The sequence below is a fragment of the Aeromonas sp. R4-3 genome (assembly GCF_040908275.1).
In the GTDB taxonomy this organism is placed as follows: domain Bacteria; phylum Pseudomonadota; class Gammaproteobacteria; order Enterobacterales; family Aeromonadaceae; genus Aeromonas; species Aeromonas rivipollensis.
The window spans coordinates 182,651-198,427 of sequence record NZ_JBFODK010000035.1; the positions used below are offsets into that span (position 1 = coordinate 182,651).

Sequence of the window (15,777 nt, forward strand, 5' to 3'; positions counted from 1 at the left end):
CACACTACCAGATCCGCTCCCCGCATGCCGCGACCGCCGTCATGGTGGGGGCAGGCAGCGGGTTTGACCATGGGCTGCTGATTTATGAGACAATAATGCGCTCTGCGCCTCGGGTGCCGGCATCTCACAGTAGCGAGCCTCTTTATGTCCCCAAAAACCGTCTTCTCAAGCGTGGCCCTGGTGATCGCCCTGGGCTCGTTGGAAAAGAGCATAGTCACCACCCCCTTGCCCATCATAGGCGCCGAGCTGAACGCCGGCGCCACCCTGACCTGGGTGGTCACCGCCTACCTGCTGGCGGCCACCGCGGCCCTGCCCATCTACGGCAAGCTGAGCGACATGTTCGGCCGGGTGCGGATGCTCAACATCGGCATAGGCCTGTTTCTGGCGGGATCCGTGGCCTGCGCCCTGGCCCAGGACCTGCCCACCCTGCTGGCGGCCCGCGTGCTGCAAGGACTGGGGGGCGGGGGGCTGATCGCGCTGGCCTTCACCGTCATCGCCGACTGCATTCCCCCGCGGGAGGTGGGCAAGTATCAGGGCTACATCTCGGCTGTCTATGCGGTCTCCAGCATCGCCGGGCCCCTGCTCGGTGGCTACTTCACCGAGCAGTTGAGCTGGCGCTGGATCTTCTGGATCAACCTGCCCCTCGGGGCGCTCGCGCTCTGGCTGGTGAACCGCAACCTGGGCCACCTCAATGTGCGCCGCCACAGCCGCTTCGACTGGAAGGGGGCGGGGCTGCTCATTACCGTCACCACGCTGAGCTTGCTGCTGCTCTCGCCCGAGACAGCCCTGCCTGCCATCTGGCTGGCTGCGGGGCTGGCGATTGCCCTGCTGCTGCTCATCCTGGTGGAGCGGCGGGCCCAGGATCCCATACTGCCGGCCCATCTGGCCCGCTTGCCCGGTTATCTGGTGAGTGTGCTGCTGGCGCTGGCCTCGCAGTTGCTGATGTTCGCCGTGCTGGTCTACCTGCCGCTGCAGATGCAGTGGCAGAAGGGGATGGGGGCCAGCGAGAGCGGCCTCTACATGGTGATCTTCATGGTCTGCATCACGGCGGGGGCCTTCGTCGGCGGCAAGCTCATAGGTCGCACCGGTCACTACAAGCGCTTCGTGGTGGCGGGCTTCGCCCTGGCGGCGCTGGCCCTGTGGCAAATTCACTTCGATCTCTTTGCCAATCTGGGGCTGGGCTTCGCCGGTCTGGGGCTCGGGCTGGTGCTGCCGGCCCTCTCTGTGGTGGTGCAAAACGCCCTGCCGCGGGAAGATCGCGGCATCGGCATGTCGCTATTCAACTTCGGCCGCGAGCTGGGGGGCGCGGTCGGGGTGGCCATCTGCGCGGTGCTGTTCCACGGGGCCCTGCCGGCCGGGACCAGCCACAACCTGGCGAGCCTGAGCCCCGCCGAGCTGGCCCCGGGTTTCAGCGCCACCTATGTGGGCATGGCAATGATCGCCAGCGCCGCCTTCCTCATCACGCTGCTGGCATTGAAGCGCCACGAGCTGGCCAGCATCCCGGCCTGATGCGCTTCCTTGACACAAAAAAGGGCTCCCTAGGGAGCCCTTGTTGCGTGTGTGCGTGGGGATCTGCCCATCAGATCCGGAGGCGGACGGGGCGCAGGGCGGCGATAGCCCCGCCAAAGAGCGCCATGGCCAGCAGCGCCAGGGCCACAGGCCCCGCACTGTAGGCAAACCCGGCGACGGCGGACCAGAGCGCCACCCCGAGGTGCATCATGGTCATCGCCAGCGACATAAGCATGCCCCTGTGGGCCGACGAGAGCCCGGCAATGTGGCCCTGCAGGGCGGGGGATCCTATGCCACCCGCCAGCGCCCACAGCCCGAGCGGCAGCAGCAGGGCAGGCAGTGAGGCGGGAGAGAGATAGAAGCCGACGCTGGCCGGCACGCAGACCACCAGGGCCAGGCGCATCAGGATGCGCCCGCTCTCGACCCGGCCAGACAAGCGAGGCATCAGCAGGTTGCCGATGACGCTGATGATGCCGAGGGCCCCATAGAGGAGCCCCACAGAGCCCATCGACAGGCCCTGGGTGTCGCGCAGGTGCTGGCCGACCAGGTTGAAGAGGCCAATGCCGCCCCCCAGGCCCAGGCACATGGCCAGCAGGGCGCCGGCCGCACCCGGGATGGCCAGCAGGTGGACGCCCTTCTCCTCCTGCTGCGCCGCCGATGTATCTGCCAAAGACCTGCCGGCGGGCAGCAGGGCCAGGGCCGCCGCCACCCCCCAGGCACAGAGGCCGAGCAGAATAAAGGCGGCGCGCCAGGAGTGCCACTGAGCGAGCAGAGCCCCCATGGCCGGGCTCGCTATCATGCCCAGCGTCAGGCCGGACTGCACCCAGGCAATGCGCTTCATGGCATCTTTGCCCGTGCCGTCTGCCGCCATGGCAAAGGCGATGGGCAGCATGCCGGCACTGGCGAGACCGGTGAGCACCCGGCTTGCCAGCCCCCACTCGAAGCTATCGACCAGACCCGTGGCGATGGAGGCGGCCCCGAACAGCAAGGCGGCGGGCAGCATGATCCTCATCCTGCCGAGGCGATCCGAGATGCTGCCGAGCAGGGGGGCGATCAGCGCCAGCGCCAGGCTGTAGGCGGTGATAAACAGCGTGACCCGCTCGGGCTGGACCCCCAGCTCCCGACCTATGGGGGTCAGCAGGGGGCCCAGCATCAGCTCATCGGCACCCACCAGAAATGCACTAAAAAAAAGCAATACTTTCAATAACATGATGTTCACCTTAAACATGTGATACCGAGCCTGTGGCCGCGAGGGAGTGAATGTCCAGCACCCGATCCGGCCAGCCGGCCACGAAGGACTGCTCGTGGCAGACCACCACCACAGTCCCGGCATAGTCCTGCAACGCCTGTTGCAGGGCCGCCTTGATGGCGGCATCCAGGTGGGTGGTCGGTTCGTCCAGGATCAGCAGGTTGCTGGGTTGCAGGGCCAGTCGGCACAGTTTCACCTTGGTCTGCTCCCCGCCACTCAGGGCGGCGATCGGTTGCAGTGCCAGTTTGCCCCTGATGCCGATCCGGGCCAGATGCAGCCTGGCGCCCTTGTCATCGAGGGCTGGGCAGGCGGCCTTCACCAGGGCCAGTGGGGTGGCATCCGGATGGGGCCAGTGCAGCGCCTGTTCGAAGTAGCCCGCCTTGACCCCGGGGGAGAGGCTGAGCCGACCGCGCAGGGGGGCCAGCTCGCCCGCCAGTGTCTTGAGCAGGGTGGACTTGCCGACGCCGTTGAAACCGGCGATCACCACCTTCTCCCCCCGGCTCAGGGTCAGGGTCAGGGGCGCCAGCAGCGCGCTATCATGGCCTATGACCAGTTCAGAGGCGGCGAGTACCTGCTGGCCGCCGCCCCCGGCGCTGCGAAACGCGAGGGAGACCCCCTTGTCCCGCTCCGGGTTGGCCAGGCGCTCGATGCGCGCCAGCTGCTTCTTGCGGCCGTTGGCTATGCTGGCGTTGACCCCGGCGCCGTTCTTGGCGATGAACAGCTCCAGCTTGTCGATCTGCCTCTGCTGCGCCTGGTATTGCCGGGCGTGAGCGACATCATTCGCGGCCTTCTGGGCCATGGCCTTGTCGAGGTTGCCCTGGTATTTGCGAAGCCGCAGGCGATCGATATCACAGATGCCGGTGGCGATGCGGTTCACGAAATCCCTGTCGTGGGAGACCACCAGGAAGGCGCCCGCGAAGCCGTCCAGGTAGTCTGCCAGCCAGGCCACGTGGGCGCTGTCCAGGTAGTTGGTCGGCTCATCGAGCAGCAGCAGATCCGGCGAGCGCAGCAGCAAGCCGGCCAGCATCACCTTGTGGCGCTGGCCGCCGCTCAGATTGGCCAGGCGGGTCTGCATGCCAAGCTGGGTGAGGCCAAGGCCGGCGGCCACCTCGTCGATCCGGCTCTCTATCTGGTAAAACGACTGGCTCTCCAAGGTGGTCTGGAGACTGGCGGCCAGGGCCAGCTGATGGGGCTGGGCACAGCGCGCCGGGCTGGCATAGATGGCCATCATCTCCGCCTCTGCCCGATAGAGGGGGGCAAAGGCCGTTTGCAGATATGTCCGTATCGTCAGTTGCCCGTCCAGCTCGGCATGCTGGTCGAGGTAACCCCGGTCAAGACCGGGCTGCCAGAGGATATCTCCGGCATCAGGCTGGCGCTCCCCCTGGAGCAGCTTGAGCAGGGTACTTTTGCCGACGCCGTTCCTGCCCGTGATGCAGATATGTTCGCGGGGAAGCAGGGTGAAGCTGGCGTCCTGGTACAGTGTCTTGTCACCGAGGTGGCAGGTCAGATGGTGAATGCTGAGCAGACTCATGGTGCTATATCCATAAAAAACGGGGGCGGTACTTGGCGTACCGGCCCCCGTTTCAAGCAATATTGAAACTTTGTCCTGAAGATCAGAAACAAAAAGGCCGGCGATGAAGCATCTCGCCGGCCTTTCTCCTGTTCTCATCAGATGCGGGGTCGCCTCCCTCTATGGAGGGCGCCAGCGCTATCTGATGAAGATTCAGAAGAGATGTGGCTCCGGGCAACACTTCATCGTGTTAGTGCACGGAGCACAGCCTCCTGACAGAGCATTTGAACAGGATGTACAACATTGCAGAGCAGTCCAACATGAAATCTGGACGCAAAATACGCAGATTCCGGGGGACAGTCAACCCGCTCGCCCCTGAACTGGCCTGCTCCGGTCGGTTCTATGCGTGTCTGGCGCGAGCGCCATGGCGGGCTCCACAAGAAGCCAGACCGCCGTCTGGTAGGGGGCAAAGCAGGGCTCTGGCTGGTCGGGGTAGTTGCCCATCAGCAAGCTGGCGTCGCTGGCTAGCTTGTCAAAATGGGGCATGGGCAGGGGGGCTGCGGTGAGATTGGCGAGCAGCAGCAGAGTCTGCGTCTGGCCGGTGGCCGGATCCCGCCAGCGGCGGCGGTAGCTGATGCGCAGGGGATCGTTCTCATCCAGCAGTTCGAAGTCGCCATGGCGAATGACGGGGTGGGCCTTGCGCAGGGCGATGAGCTGGCGATAGCAGTGAAACAGGGAGTCGGGGCGGGCCAGCTGCTCGGCGGCGTTGATCTCCATATAGTTGTCATTGAGCGCGATCCAGGGCTCTGCCGTGCTGAAACCGGCCCGGGGGCTCGAGTCCCACTGCATAGGCGTGCGGGCGTTGTCGCGGCCGATGGCATCGAGGCGGCGGGCGAGCTCGGCGGGGGCCAGGTCTGGGTGGCTGGCGCTGTAGTTGATGGCCTCCACATCGCGCAGCTCCTCTGGCTGCCAGCGGCGGTTGGTCATGCCAAGCTCCTCCCCCTGATAGATGAAGGGAGTGCCCTGCATCATGTGCAGCACCAGGGCCCACTGCTTGGCACTCAGCTCGCGCCACTCGGGGCTGTCGTCGCCGAAGCGGGAGACGGCGCGGGGCAGGTCGTGGTTACCCAGAAACAGGCTGTTCCAGCCTTGGCCGTGCAGCCCGCTCTGGTGGCGGGCCATGGCGCCTTTGAAGGTGAGGGGGTCAAAGCGGGAGGTCCATTTATCGCGCCCCAGCCCCAGGTGCTCGAAGTTGAACACCATGCTGAACTCGCTGTCATCCGGGTTCGAATAGTGCCGCATCTGGGCCAGATCTGCCCCCCAGGTCTCACCGACAGTGATGATCCCCTTGCCGCCGAAGCTGGCGCCACTCAGCTCGCGGATATAGTCGTGCAGGCGGGGGCCGTTGCTCATGGCAAGCGGTGACCACTCCTTGCTCACCATGTCGATCACATCGAAGCGAAGCCCCTTGATGCCCCTGGCCAACCAGAAGTTGATCACCTCCGCCATCTCGGCGCGCACCGCCGGGTTGTCCCAGTCCAGATCGGCCTGGCTCGCATCGAAGTTGTGCAGGTAGTAGCTGCCAAGCGTCGGCACATATTCCCAGGCGCTGCCGCCGAAGATGGAGTCCAGAGGGTGGGCATCGACGAAGGTCTGGTCCCGAAAGACGTAATAGGCCTGATAGCGGGGATCCCCGGCCAACGCCTGCCTGAACCACGCATGTTCGGTGGAGGTGTGGTTGGCGACTATGTCCATCATGATGCCCATGCCGTGAGCGGCCGCCTCTGCTATCAGCAGGTCCATCTCGGCCAGGGTGCCGAAGGCGGGATCTATGGCGCTGTAGTCCGCCACGTCGTAGCCGTTGTCCCGTCTGGGGGAGCGGTAGACGGGGGTGAGCCAGAGCAGGTCGACTCCGAGTGTCGCCAGGTAGTCGAGACGCTGGCGGATGCCCTTGATGTCCCCCATGCCATCGCCGTCGCTGTCCTGAAAGCTCATGGGGTAGATCTGGTAGATAACGCACTGATCGAGAGTGAGAACGGGGTGAGGATGCATCCGCGTGGCCGGTGGCGAAGTGGTCCTGCCATGTTACGCAGAGGGCGCCGGGGTCGACAGGGTGAGGTGGGCCTTGAAAAGGGTTCCATTGTTGACCGATTGCCAAAACTGCGGGCAGGGTCACAAAGGCGCCATCCCGAACCAGGGGCGGTCGGGATGGCGGCGTACTCACATACCCGCCGGCGTGGCCCCTATCGGGTCGCCTCGGGCTGCTTGGCGCCGAGTGCCTGTTGGCGTTCGGCCTGGGCGTCCAGCTCCTTGCCGAGGAAGTAGTTCAGGAAGGTGCGGATCACCGCGATGATGGCGAGGCGGATCAGCTCCTCCTTGCTCGGCGCGACCGTGGTGGCCAGGATATCGGCGGCGAGCTGGAACTCCAGCGCCAGGATGAGCCAGCTGCCGAAGCAGAGGCGAATGCGCGGAAAGCCGGGCTCGTGATCCCGCACCCGCGCCGCCAGCCAGAGGGTCTTGCCAAGCCCTATCACCACGCAGGCGATGGAGATGATCTCCAGCAGCAGCTGGAACAGCTCGACCCCGTGCATCATGCCCTCTTTCAGGCTCGCTATCTCAAACACTAGGATCACCTCCCTGATTCAAAAGAGACACTTTTAACACGGCATGGGGGCCGGATCCAACTCAGAGCCCCTTGAGCAGCATGGCGACCTGCGCGATGGCATGACGGGCCGCAGGGCTTATGCCCGCCAGCTGGAAGAAGCCGTGGATCACCCCGAGCTGCCGCTGACAGCTGGCGGCAACACCGGCTTGCAGCAGTTTGCCATAGAGGGCTTCTCCCTCGTCACGCAGGGGATCGTACTCGGCCGTGAGGATGTGGGTGGGCGGCAGCCCCGCAAGATCAGGATGGTGCAGCGGGCTCGCCTCGGGATGGCTGGCGGGCAGCCTGCCCAGATAGGTCTGAAACCCGCTGAGCAGCATGTCGCGGGTGATGAGGTAGTCGTCGCCAAGGTCGCCATAGCTCTGGCTCTCTCCTAGGGCATCGAGCATGGGATAGATGAGGATCTGGGCGGCGGGCAGTGCCGCTCCCGCCTCCTTGAGCCGCAAGCTGGTGATCAGGGCAAGATGGCCACCGGCGCTGTCGCCTGCGAGTGCGACCCGCCCGGGATCGCCGCGCCACTGCGGCAGCGCGGCCATGATGGCGAGGGTCGCGGCCAGCGCATCGTCATGGGCGGCAGGATAGCTATGCTCGGGGGCGAGGCGGGTGTGCACGGCAAACACCAGGGCCTTGGCACTGTTGCACAGCATCCGCATCTGGCGATCGTGGGTCTCGAAATCCCCGCTGACGAAACAGCCGCCGTGGAAATAGATCAGCACCGGATAAGCGGGGTCCGGCATATCCACGGGTTGGTAACGGCGGATGGCGTAGTGATCGGCCTGCCACTCTTCGATGGCGCCCACCTCTTCCCGTTCACCGCCCAATGCGGCAGAGGCAAGGTAGCCCTCCCGCCGCGCCTGCCAGCTCATCTCGCTCGCCCTGGGTCTGCCAGCGGCAACAAATTCCGCCACCATGGCGGCGATTGCGGGTTCGAGTCCTGTGTTCATGCTGCACCATTGACTGTATATAAAAACAGGCATTGTGCGCTTCTGGCCCGAGAGCGCAACCGGCGTTAGTTGAGGCAGCTCACAAAATCAGGCTTCAATCAGTTTGAATTCAATCACATAGAGCTGCGGCAGTGCGGGGTAGATGTCCCGGATGACGGCTTTGAGCTCGGCGAGGGTCATGTTCTCCTGGCGGGCGTGCTCGTCGGTCAGGTCATCGAAGGTCAGGGGCGTGACCGAGAGCACCTCCATGGCGCCAAAGGGCTGGTGCTCCGGATTGGTGAAGAGCGCGAGCCGCTGGCCGGGCTGCCAGTTGGCTTCGCTCTCGTCGCGTATGGTGATGGTCTTGCGGCCGGACTGGATGTCGGCGACGAAGCGGCCGAAGAAGGTGAATTCCGGGTAGGTTGGGGTGTGAACTGACATTTTCTCTCCGAAGGGCAAGGGGTGGGCAGGGGGCGGATCACGCCGCAGCGGGCCCATTTTAGGAGTGCCGGGGAGGGCGCGCAGCACTTTTCGTCCGGGCTGCCGGGGGCAGGGGACTGACGCGCTTGCTCTGCCCTGCAAAGTGGCTGCAAGTGAACCCGAATGTGCGATGATGTGGGCTCCTCTTTCTTGATATGTAACAAAATGGAGGGGGACTGGCTGTGGTCTGATGGCGTCTGGCGCGGTTCCCCGCCCGGCGGACATGAACGAAAGGAGCGAGTGTGAATTCCGAGTTGATCTGGGTGCTCAGCATGCTGGTGGGCGCCATCTTCCTGTTTATTACCAACAGGGTACGTATGGATGTGGTGGCCTTGTTGATCATCATCCTGTTCGTGTTGAGCGGCACCCTGACTCTGCCGGAGGCGCTGGCGGGGTTCAGCGATCCCAACGTCATCCTGATTGCCGCCCTGTTCGTGGTGGGGGAGGGGCTGGTGCGCACCGGCATCGCCTATCAGGTGGGGGATGCCCTGGTGAAGGTGGCAGGCAGCAGCGAGACCCGGCTGCTGGTGCTGCTGATGGTGGCGGTGGCGACCCTGGGGGCCGTGATGAGCAGCACAGGGGTGGTGGCCATCTTTATCCCCGTGGTGCTGAGCGTGGCGAACCGGATGGGGATACCGGCGGGACGGCTGATGATGCCCCTCGGCTTTGCCGGTCTCATCAGCGGCATGATGACGCTGGTGGCCACGCCGCCCAACATGGTGGTGAACAGCGAGCTGATGCGCCACGGCATCCAGGGCTTCGGCTTCTTCGGTTTCACCCCCATGGGGATGCTGATCCTCGGGCTGGGAGTGATCTACATGCTGCTGATGCGTCACCGTCTGGTGCGCGAGGGGGAAGAGGGCAAGGGCAAGCAGGCGGGGCGCAGCACAATGCGCGACCTCATCCGCGATTATCGCCTGGCCGGCCGGGCGCGCCGCCTGGCGATCCGTCCCGATTCTCCCCTGATAGGCCAGACCCTGGACGAGCTGCAACTGCGTGCCCGCTTTGGGGCCAACGTCATCGGGCTGGAGCGTTGGCGCAAGTTTCGGCGGGTGATGGTCACCGTCTCCGGCGTCACCGAGTTCCAGGCGAAAGACGTGCTGCTCATCGACATGTCCGACCCCGAGGTGGATGTGCGGGAGTTTTGCAGCGAGGCGCGGCTCGAACCCATGATATTGCGCGGGGAGTACTTCTCGGATCAGGCGCGGGAGGTGGGCATGGCCGAGGTGTCCCTCATTCCAGGATCCCGCCTGCTTGGCAAGAGCATCCGCGAGGTGGCGTTTCGTTCCCGCTACGGCCTGAGCGTGGTCGGGATCCGCCGCAGCGGTGAGGCGCTCACCGGCAAGCTGGTGGATGAGCCGCTGCTGATGGGAGACAGCCTGCTGGTGGTGGGCAACTGGAGCCTCATTCGCCAGTTGCAGACCCACCACAGGGACTTCCTGCTGCTCGGCCTGCCCGCCGAGGTGGACGAGATGGCGCCGGCTCGCAGCCAGGCCATTCACGCCCTGATCGCCCTCGCAGTCATGATAGGGCTGATGGTGACGGAGCCCGTGCCCAACGTCATAGCGGCGCTCATCGCCTGCCTGCTGATGGGCAAGTTCCGCTGCATCGACATGGAGAGCGCCTACAAGTCCATCCACTGGCCGACCCTGATCCTGATCGTCGGCATGCTGCCCTTTGCCCTGGCGTTGCAGAAGACCGGCGGGGTGGATCTCATCGTCGGCGGGTTGATCTCGGCGGTGGGGGAGATGGGGCCCCGTGTTATGCTGGCCAGCCTGTTCGTGCTCTGCGCGGCCATCGGGCTCTTTATCTCCAACACCGCCACCGCCGTGCTGATGGCGCCCATTGCGCTCGGTACGGCCCAGCAGATGGGTGTCTCTCCCTATCCCTTCGCCATGACCATCGCCATCGCCGCCTCGGCGGCCTTCATGACGCCGGTCTCGTCACCGGTCAACACCCTGGTGCTGGGCCCCGGCAACTACAGGTTCGTGGACTTCGTGCGAATAGGGGTGCCCTTCACCCTGCTGGTGATGGTGGTGAGCGTCATCGCCATTCCCTGGTTCTTCCCGTTCTAAGCGCGCTCGAGGGGAACAAGGAGTGCAAGCGGCCTGCGGGCCGCTTTTTATTGGCCATATATCCCGACGCTGTGAGATGAAATATTGGGCTGACAAGCCAGTGAGCAGGGAGAACGGCAGGGAAGGAGAGGGGACAAAGGCTGAAATTCAGGCACAAAAAAACCAGCGTGAGCTGGTCTGTTTGGTACTGCTATTAATGGTGCGGAAGGAGAGACTCGAACTCTCACGCCTAGGGCGCCAGAACCTAAATCTGGTGCGTCTACCAATTTCGCCACTTCCGCAATATTAATGGTGGCTATGACGGGATTCGAACCTGTGACCCCCGCATTATGAGTGCGATGCTCTAACCAACTGAGCTACATAGCCGTCTTGTATCCGACGTTGTCGTGTACAAGTAAAATGGCTGGGTACTAGGGTTTGGACCTAGGCACGTTGACGAGATCAAGACCTCTCACGTTTACCACAGCTATCACCGACAAGGTCGATGAAAGGCAATAATGGCTGGGGTACTAGGATTCGAACCTAGGGATGGCGAGATCAAAACCCGCTGCCTTACCGCTTGGCGATACCCCAACAGCGCTCCTCAACCGTCAATAATGACGGGCAAAGAACTTTAAAAATGGCTGGGGTACTAGGATTCGAACCTAGGGATGGCGAGATCAAAACCCGCTGCCTTACCGCTTGGCGATACCCCAACTGAACAACTTGTAAATGGTGGCTATGACGGGATTCGAACCTGTGACCCTCGCATTATGAGTGCGATGCTCTAACCAACTGAGCTACATAGCCGTCTTGTATCCGAGATTGTCGTGTACAAGTAAAAATGGCTGGGGTACTAGGATTCGAACCTAGGGATGGCGAGATCAAAACCCGCTGCCTTACCGCTTGGCGATACCCCAACAGCGATGACTGACAGAAACTGTCAAACATCTTTAAAAATGGCTGGGGTACTAGGATTCGAACCTAGGGATGGCGAGATCAAAACCCGCTGCCTTACCGCTTGGCGATACCCCAACTGAATGATTAATGGTGGCTATGACGGGATTCGAACCTGTGACCCTCGCATTATGAGTGCGATGCTCTAACCAACTGAGCTACATAGCCAACCGTGCTTCCAGTGAGTCGTTGCCTCGTCACTGTGCGGCCGGAATTATGCGTATCTGGCTCTGGGGCGTCAACCCTTTTTTTGCCAGAAAAACCGAATTTGGGTGCGTTTGGCGAGTTATTGGACGCTGTCGCGCAAAAGCCCAACAATCTGGTTTTTTTTGCGACATTTGGCAGCAGATCCGCAACCTGTGCCCATAACAAAGAGGCCAGCAAATGCTGGCCTCTCATGGGGTTAGACGTTGAACAGGAAGTTCATGATATCGCCATCCTTGACGATGTAGTCTTTCCCTTCGGCGCGCATCTTGCCCGCTTCCTTGGCGCCTTGCTCACCCTTGTAGGTGATAAAGTCTTCGAAGGCGATGGTTTGAGCGCGAATAAAGCCTTTTTCAAAGTCGGTGTGGATCTTGCCCGCCGCTTGCGGGGCTGTGGCGCCGACCGGTATGGTCCAGGCACGCACTTCCTTCACGCCGGCGGTGAAATAGGTCTGCAGCTTGAGCAGCTCGTAACCTGAGCGGATCACCCGGTTCAGGCCTGGCTCTTCGATGCCAAGATCTGCCATGAACTCGGCGCGATCGTCGTCATCCAGCTCGGCGATGTCAGATTCGATGGCGCAGCAGACCACCACCACAACCGCGTTCTCGGCGGCGGCGATTTCACGCACCTTATCGAGGAAGGGATTGTTCTCGAAACCGTCTTCCGCCACGTTGGCGATATACATGGTGGGCTTGAGGGTCAGGAAGTTGAGGTGGCTGACGGCGGCCAGCTCATCCTTGTCCAGCTTCATGCCACGGATCATCTGGCCGTTTTCCAGGGCAACCCGAATCTTTTCCAGGGTTTCCACTTCCAGCTTGGCATCCTTGTCGCCGCCCTTGGCGCGCTTGGACTGACGGTGGATGGCGCGCTCGCAGGCGTCCAGATCCGACAGGGCCAATTCGGTATTGATCACCTCGATGTCATCGGCCGGGGAGACCTTGCCCGCCACGTGGATGATGTTCTCGTCCTCGAAGCAGCGCACCACGTGACCTATGGCTTCGGTCTCGCGGATGTTGGCCAGGAACTGGTTGCCCAGACCCTCACCCTTGGAGGCGCCCGCCACCAGGCCTGCGATGTCCACGAACTCCATGGTGGTCGGCACCACGCGCTGGGGGTTGATGATGGCCGCCAGCTGATCGAGGCGGGGATCCGGCATGGGGACCACACCCGTGTTCGGCTCAATGGTGCAGAACGGGAAGTTGGCGGCTTCGATGCCGGCCTTGGTCAGCGCATTGAACAGGGTGGATTTGCCTACATTGGGCAGGCCCACGATACCGCATTTAAAACCCATGAATTGTTACCTTACGTGATGGATGCTGTGAGGGGGCCACGCGGGCAGCCCTGTCATATTGTGCGAGCCTGACCCAGGTCAGGCATCTGTATTCAGACTTTCTCGGCCTTGAAGCTGTGCAGCCGGTTCATGGCCTTGGTCATGTCCTGCTTGAACAGGATGTCGGTGGCGCGCAAGGACTCATCCAGTGCGGCCTCGATCAGGCTCTGTTCACTGCTGGGCGCCTTGGTCAGCACGAAGCCGGCGACCAGCTCCTTGGCACCGGGATGACCGATCCCGAGGCGTAGCCGGAAGAAGTTATTGTTGTTGCCCATCCTGGCGATGATGTCCTTGAGGCCGTTGTGGCCGCCGTGGCCACCGCCCTGCTTGAACTTGGCGATGCCGGGGGGCAGATCCAGTTCGTCGTGGGCTACCAGTATCTCTTCGGGGACTATCTGGTAGAAGCGTGCCAGGGCCGCCACCGCCTTGCCGGAGAGGTTCATATAGGTGTTCGGGATGAGCAGCCGCACATCCTGCCCCTCCACCAGGATGCGGGCGGTGTGGCCGAAGAACTTGGGCTCTTCGCGCAGGCTGACATTGTGCCAGCGGGCTAGCTGCTCCACATACCAGGCCCCCGCGTTGTGGCGGGTCTTGGCGTATTCGGGGCCGGGATTACCCAGCCCGACAATCAGTTTGATTTGATGCGTCACGCTTGATGTCTTCACTCGCTGCTTGCACTACTGGTTGCCATAAACAGAGGGTCCAGGGCAATGGGACGCAATATTCTAGCCGCCGACTGGCGATCACTCAACCAAAGCTCGGCAAACCGGGGGGAATAACCCGGGAACCGGGTGCCAACGGCCGCCAAAACGAGCCAGGTCCGGCCCGTTTTGGCGCAGCGGCTCAAGGGGCGTCGGCTTGACCGGCACGCAGCTGGGTCACCGTCTCCTCGGTCAGGGCGGTCACCAGGGGGCGGGCATAGCGCACATAGTCCACGAACGAGGCCGCGTCTGTGCCGCAATCCACGTTGGCAGCCTTGCAGTCGAGGGCCTTGCCCGGCCCATAGACGGCGCCGAGCTGCTCGCCGCGCTTTGCCACTGCCAGCACCGGGAAGGCGGTCAGCTGGCCCGCCACCCAGGCGAGATCCACGCGCTCGGCACCCTGGCTCTCGGCACTCTGACGCTGCGCCCGTGCCAGGGCCTGCCAGCCGTCGTTGCCGTTGGCGCTGTAGGCGTTGGTCACCACCCGGTAGCGCCGTCCATTCGCCAGATCCTGCCACTGACCCTCGGCCGTCTGCCATTGCAGCCGGGTCAGGTGACCCGCCTTGCCTGCTTCGGTCTCCTTGAAGGTGTAACGCAGGTGGCCGCCATAGGGGAACTTGCCCGCATGAGCGCTGGCGGGCAGGGTGGCCGTGATGGTCTCGGTCAGCAGGGCCCGCACCTCGGCGCCGGAGAGGGTCAACACGCTGAGCGGGTTCTTGAACGGCAGCAGGCTGAGGGATGCCTCCCCCTGTCGCAGTTCACCGGCGGGCAAGTCGGCGCGCACGCCCCCCACCGCCAGCAGGGCGAAGTCGACCGGGCCGCCGGTCAGTGCCTGCACCTGCGGGGTGTTGGCCCAAAAATATTGGCCTTCCGCCACCAGGGGCGCGACGTCGGAGCCGTGGCTGTCGCTGCCGTTGTCGCCTGGGCGGCGGGCATTTTGCAATGGCGCGGGAAGGGTGCCGATGACGGGGCCGTAGGCCTGCTCCAGCGCCGGTTTGTAGTGGCTGTCGATGATGCCGCGCAGGCGCGGATCTTCATCCACCGTCACCAGGTTGGGCTGGGCGTCGATGAACTTGCCTGCCTGCTGGCTGCGAGTCTTGTCCAGCCTCTGCTGGCGGGCCGGATCGGCGAAGAAGTCGCGGCTGGCCAGCAGCTGGTTCTGACCCTTGCAGGCGATGACCCGGCCCTGGGCGTCGAAGCTGACCCGGGCAAGACCGATTGCCTGGGCGTAGGATCCCGCCTGCACCACACAGGTCAGACCCACGCCGTCCGGGTTGGTGACCAGCGCTGCGTATTCCCCCGTCTTGCCCCAGCCGACGTTGCTAAAGTCGCCGAGCAGGCTGTGGGAGTGGCCGCCGACGATGGCATCGAGGCCGTTCACCTTGGCCGCCAGCGCCAGATCCCGGGCGTTGCCGATGTGGGTGAGGGCCACTATCCGGTTGATCCCTCTGGCCTGCAGCAGGTCGACCGTGGCCTGGGCCGAGGCCACCTCCTTGGCAAAGCGCAGCTTGCCGACGTTGGGGGAGATGTTGGCCATGTCCTCCAGCACCAGCCCGATGACGGCGACCAGCTGCTTGTCTGCGGGAAGGTGAGCGAGATCGGTGACCGGGCTCTTCTGGTTGCCATCGAAGGCATAGACCACGAAGGGCTTGAGGTTGCTGGCCTGGCTCAGATCCGGATCGTCGCGGCTGTCCAGGTTGGCGGCCAGCACCGGGAAGTTCACCCCCTGGATGAAGCGGGCCAGCTTCTGGTTGTCGAGATCGAACTCGTGGTTGCCAAGGGCCATGGCATCGAAGCCGAACTGGCTCAGCAGCTCGGCATTGGCCATCCCCTCGTTGAGCTTGAAGTAGCCGCTGCCCTGCCAGGCGTCGCCGCCGTGCAGCAGCAACAGCGGCTGGTTCTTGGCGAGTGCCTCGGCCTGGTAGGCTTTGGTCATGGTGAGCAGGCGGGGATAGCCGCCAAGGCGGGTGTAGAGGGTGTCGGTTTCCCCCTGCTTGCCGAAGAGGGGCCCCTTCAGCTCGGCATTGACCGGATCGAACTGGGAGTGGGTGTCGTTCATGTGTGCCAGGGTCAGGGTGAAGGGCGGATCCTGCTGGCCGGTCAGGCAGGCAGAGAGCAGGGCGCACAGCGGGAGGAGAGTGAGGAGACGCAAGCACTTCATGGGGACATCCTTAACCTGCGGGGGCAGGGCATTACTT

Annotated in this window: 11 protein-coding genes and 8 tRNA genes; 2 read left to right on the plus strand and 17 right to left on the minus strand. The window is 63.5% G+C overall.

Features of this window, described 5'->3' with window-relative positions; all coding sequences use genetic code 11:
* The first annotated feature begins 144 nt into the window (after nucleotides 1-144).
* The gene (locus AB5Y91_RS12685; protein WP_368169942.1) at nucleotides 145-1,509 is read left to right on the plus strand and encodes an MDR family MFS transporter; all 1,365 of its coding nucleotides are present in this window, start codon (nucleotides 145-147) and stop codon (nucleotides 1,507-1,509) included.
* Nucleotides 1,510-1,579: 70 nt separating this feature from the next.
* Here AB5Y91_RS12685 and AB5Y91_RS12690 read toward each other — a convergent pair whose 3' ends face one another.
* The 6 genes from AB5Y91_RS12690 to yqfB form a co-directional block, all read right to left on the minus strand.
* Nucleotides 1,580-2,719: an MFS transporter gene (locus AB5Y91_RS12690; protein WP_368169943.1), complete on the minus strand. Its 1,140-nt coding sequence runs from the start codon at nucleotides 2,717-2,719 to the stop codon at nucleotides 1,580-1,582.
* Nucleotides 2,720-2,729: 10 nt separating this feature from the next.
* Nucleotides 2,730-4,289 (minus strand): ABC-F family ATP-binding cassette domain-containing protein, encoded by a 1,560-nt coding sequence (locus AB5Y91_RS12695; RefSeq protein ID WP_368169944.1) that lies wholly within the window; start codon nucleotides 4,287-4,289, stop codon nucleotides 2,730-2,732.
* 339 nt (nucleotides 4,290-4,628) lie between these two features.
* Entirely contained in the window at nucleotides 4,629-6,320 is a 1,692-nt protein-coding gene (locus AB5Y91_RS12700) for an alpha-glucosidase (protein WP_368169945.1), read from the minus strand.
* A 191-nt stretch (nucleotides 6,321-6,511) separates the two neighbouring features.
* Entirely contained in the window at nucleotides 6,512-6,892 is a 381-nt protein-coding gene (locus tag AB5Y91_RS12705) for a DUF1622 domain-containing protein (protein WP_234569260.1), read from the minus strand.
* A gap of 61 nt (nucleotides 6,893-6,953) precedes the next feature.
* Nucleotides 6,954-7,874 carry an alpha/beta hydrolase gene (locus AB5Y91_RS12710; protein WP_368169946.1) on the minus strand — a complete coding sequence of 307 codons (921 nt, stop codon included), beginning with the start codon at nucleotides 7,872-7,874 and terminating at the stop codon, nucleotides 6,954-6,956.
* An 87-nt stretch (nucleotides 7,875-7,961) separates the two neighbouring features.
* On the minus strand, nucleotides 7,962-8,294 hold the full coding sequence (gene yqfB / locus AB5Y91_RS12715; RefSeq protein ID WP_368169947.1) for a N(4)-acetylcytidine aminohydrolase: 333 nt from the start codon (nucleotides 8,292-8,294) through the stop codon (nucleotides 7,962-7,964).
* Nucleotides 8,295-8,575: 281 nt separating this feature from the next.
* Between yqfB and AB5Y91_RS12720 the strand changes: the two genes are divergently transcribed.
* Complete coding sequence (locus AB5Y91_RS12720; RefSeq protein ID WP_368169948.1) at nucleotides 8,576-10,408, plus strand: SLC13 family permease; 1,833 nt, start codon at nucleotides 8,576-8,578, stop codon at nucleotides 10,406-10,408.
* A gap of 197 nt (nucleotides 10,409-10,605) precedes the next feature.
* Here the strand turns inward: AB5Y91_RS12720 and AB5Y91_RS12725 are convergent.
* From AB5Y91_RS12725 to AB5Y91_RS12775, 11 genes are all read right to left on the minus strand, one after another.
* Nucleotides 10,606-10,689: transfer RNA gene (locus AB5Y91_RS12725), tRNA-Leu, on the minus strand.
* 8 nt (nucleotides 10,690-10,697) lie between these two features.
* Nucleotides 10,698-10,774: transfer RNA gene (locus AB5Y91_RS12730), tRNA-Met, on the minus strand.
* A 132-nt stretch (nucleotides 10,775-10,906) separates the two neighbouring features.
* Nucleotides 10,907-10,981: transfer RNA gene (locus AB5Y91_RS12735), tRNA-Gln, on the minus strand.
* Nucleotides 10,982-11,028: 47 nt separating this feature from the next.
* Nucleotides 11,029-11,103: transfer RNA gene (locus AB5Y91_RS12740), tRNA-Gln, on the minus strand.
* A 17-nt stretch (nucleotides 11,104-11,120) separates the two neighbouring features.
* Nucleotides 11,121-11,197 (minus strand) — tRNA-Met (locus AB5Y91_RS12745).
* A gap of 35 nt (nucleotides 11,198-11,232) precedes the next feature.
* Nucleotides 11,233-11,307 (minus strand) — tRNA-Gln (locus AB5Y91_RS12750).
* A gap of 40 nt (nucleotides 11,308-11,347) precedes the next feature.
* Nucleotides 11,348-11,422 (minus strand) — tRNA-Gln (locus AB5Y91_RS12755).
* A 13-nt stretch (nucleotides 11,423-11,435) separates the two neighbouring features.
* Nucleotides 11,436-11,512 (minus strand) — tRNA-Met (locus AB5Y91_RS12760).
* A 235-nt stretch (nucleotides 11,513-11,747) separates the two neighbouring features.
* Entirely contained in the window at nucleotides 11,748-12,839 is a 1,092-nt protein-coding gene (gene ychF, locus AB5Y91_RS12765) for a redox-regulated ATPase YchF (RefSeq protein WP_042867752.1), read from the minus strand.
* A gap of 92 nt (nucleotides 12,840-12,931) precedes the next feature.
* A complete protein-coding gene (pth, locus tag AB5Y91_RS12770; RefSeq protein WP_025326175.1) occupies nucleotides 12,932-13,528 on the minus strand; it encodes an aminoacyl-tRNA hydrolase in 597 nt (198 codons plus the stop codon).
* Nucleotides 13,529-13,721: 193 nt separating this feature from the next.
* Nucleotides 13,722-15,740 carry a bifunctional UDP-sugar hydrolase/5'-nucleotidase gene (locus AB5Y91_RS12775; RefSeq protein ID WP_368169949.1) on the minus strand — a complete coding sequence of 673 codons (2,019 nt, stop codon included), beginning with the start codon at nucleotides 15,738-15,740 and terminating at the stop codon, nucleotides 13,722-13,724.
* Nucleotides 15,741-15,777: the final 37 nt, after the last annotated feature.

Excerpts from the sequence above, each read along its gene's own strand:
- AB5Y91_RS12685 (WP_368169942.1), top strand. The coding sequence starts at position 145 with ATGTCCCCAAAAACCGTCTTCTCAAGCGTGGCCCTGGTGATCGCCCTG.
- AB5Y91_RS12690 (WP_368169943.1), bottom strand. The coding sequence starts at position 2,719 with ATGTTATTGAAAGTATTGCTTTTTTTTAGTGCATTTCTGGTGGGTGCC.
- AB5Y91_RS12695 (WP_368169944.1), bottom strand. The coding sequence starts at position 4,289 with ATGAGTCTGCTCAGCATTCACCATCTGACCTGCCACCTCGGTGACAAG.
- AB5Y91_RS12700 (WP_368169945.1), bottom strand. The coding sequence starts at position 6,320 with ATGCATCCTCACCCCGTTCTCACTCTCGATCAGTGCGTTATCTACCAG.
- AB5Y91_RS12710 (WP_368169946.1), bottom strand. The coding sequence starts at position 7,874 with ATGAACACAGGACTCGAACCCGCAATCGCCGCCATGGTGGCGGAATTT.
- yqfB (WP_368169947.1), bottom strand. The coding sequence starts at position 8,294 with ATGTCAGTTCACACCCCAACCTACCCGGAATTCACCTTCTTCGGCCGC.
- ychF (WP_042867752.1), bottom strand. The coding sequence starts at position 12,839 with ATGGGTTTTAAATGCGGTATCGTGGGCCTGCCCAATGTAGGCAAATCC.
- AB5Y91_RS12775 (WP_368169949.1), bottom strand. The coding sequence starts at position 15,740 with ATGAAGTGCTTGCGTCTCCTCACTCTCCTCCCGCTGTGCGCCCTGCTC.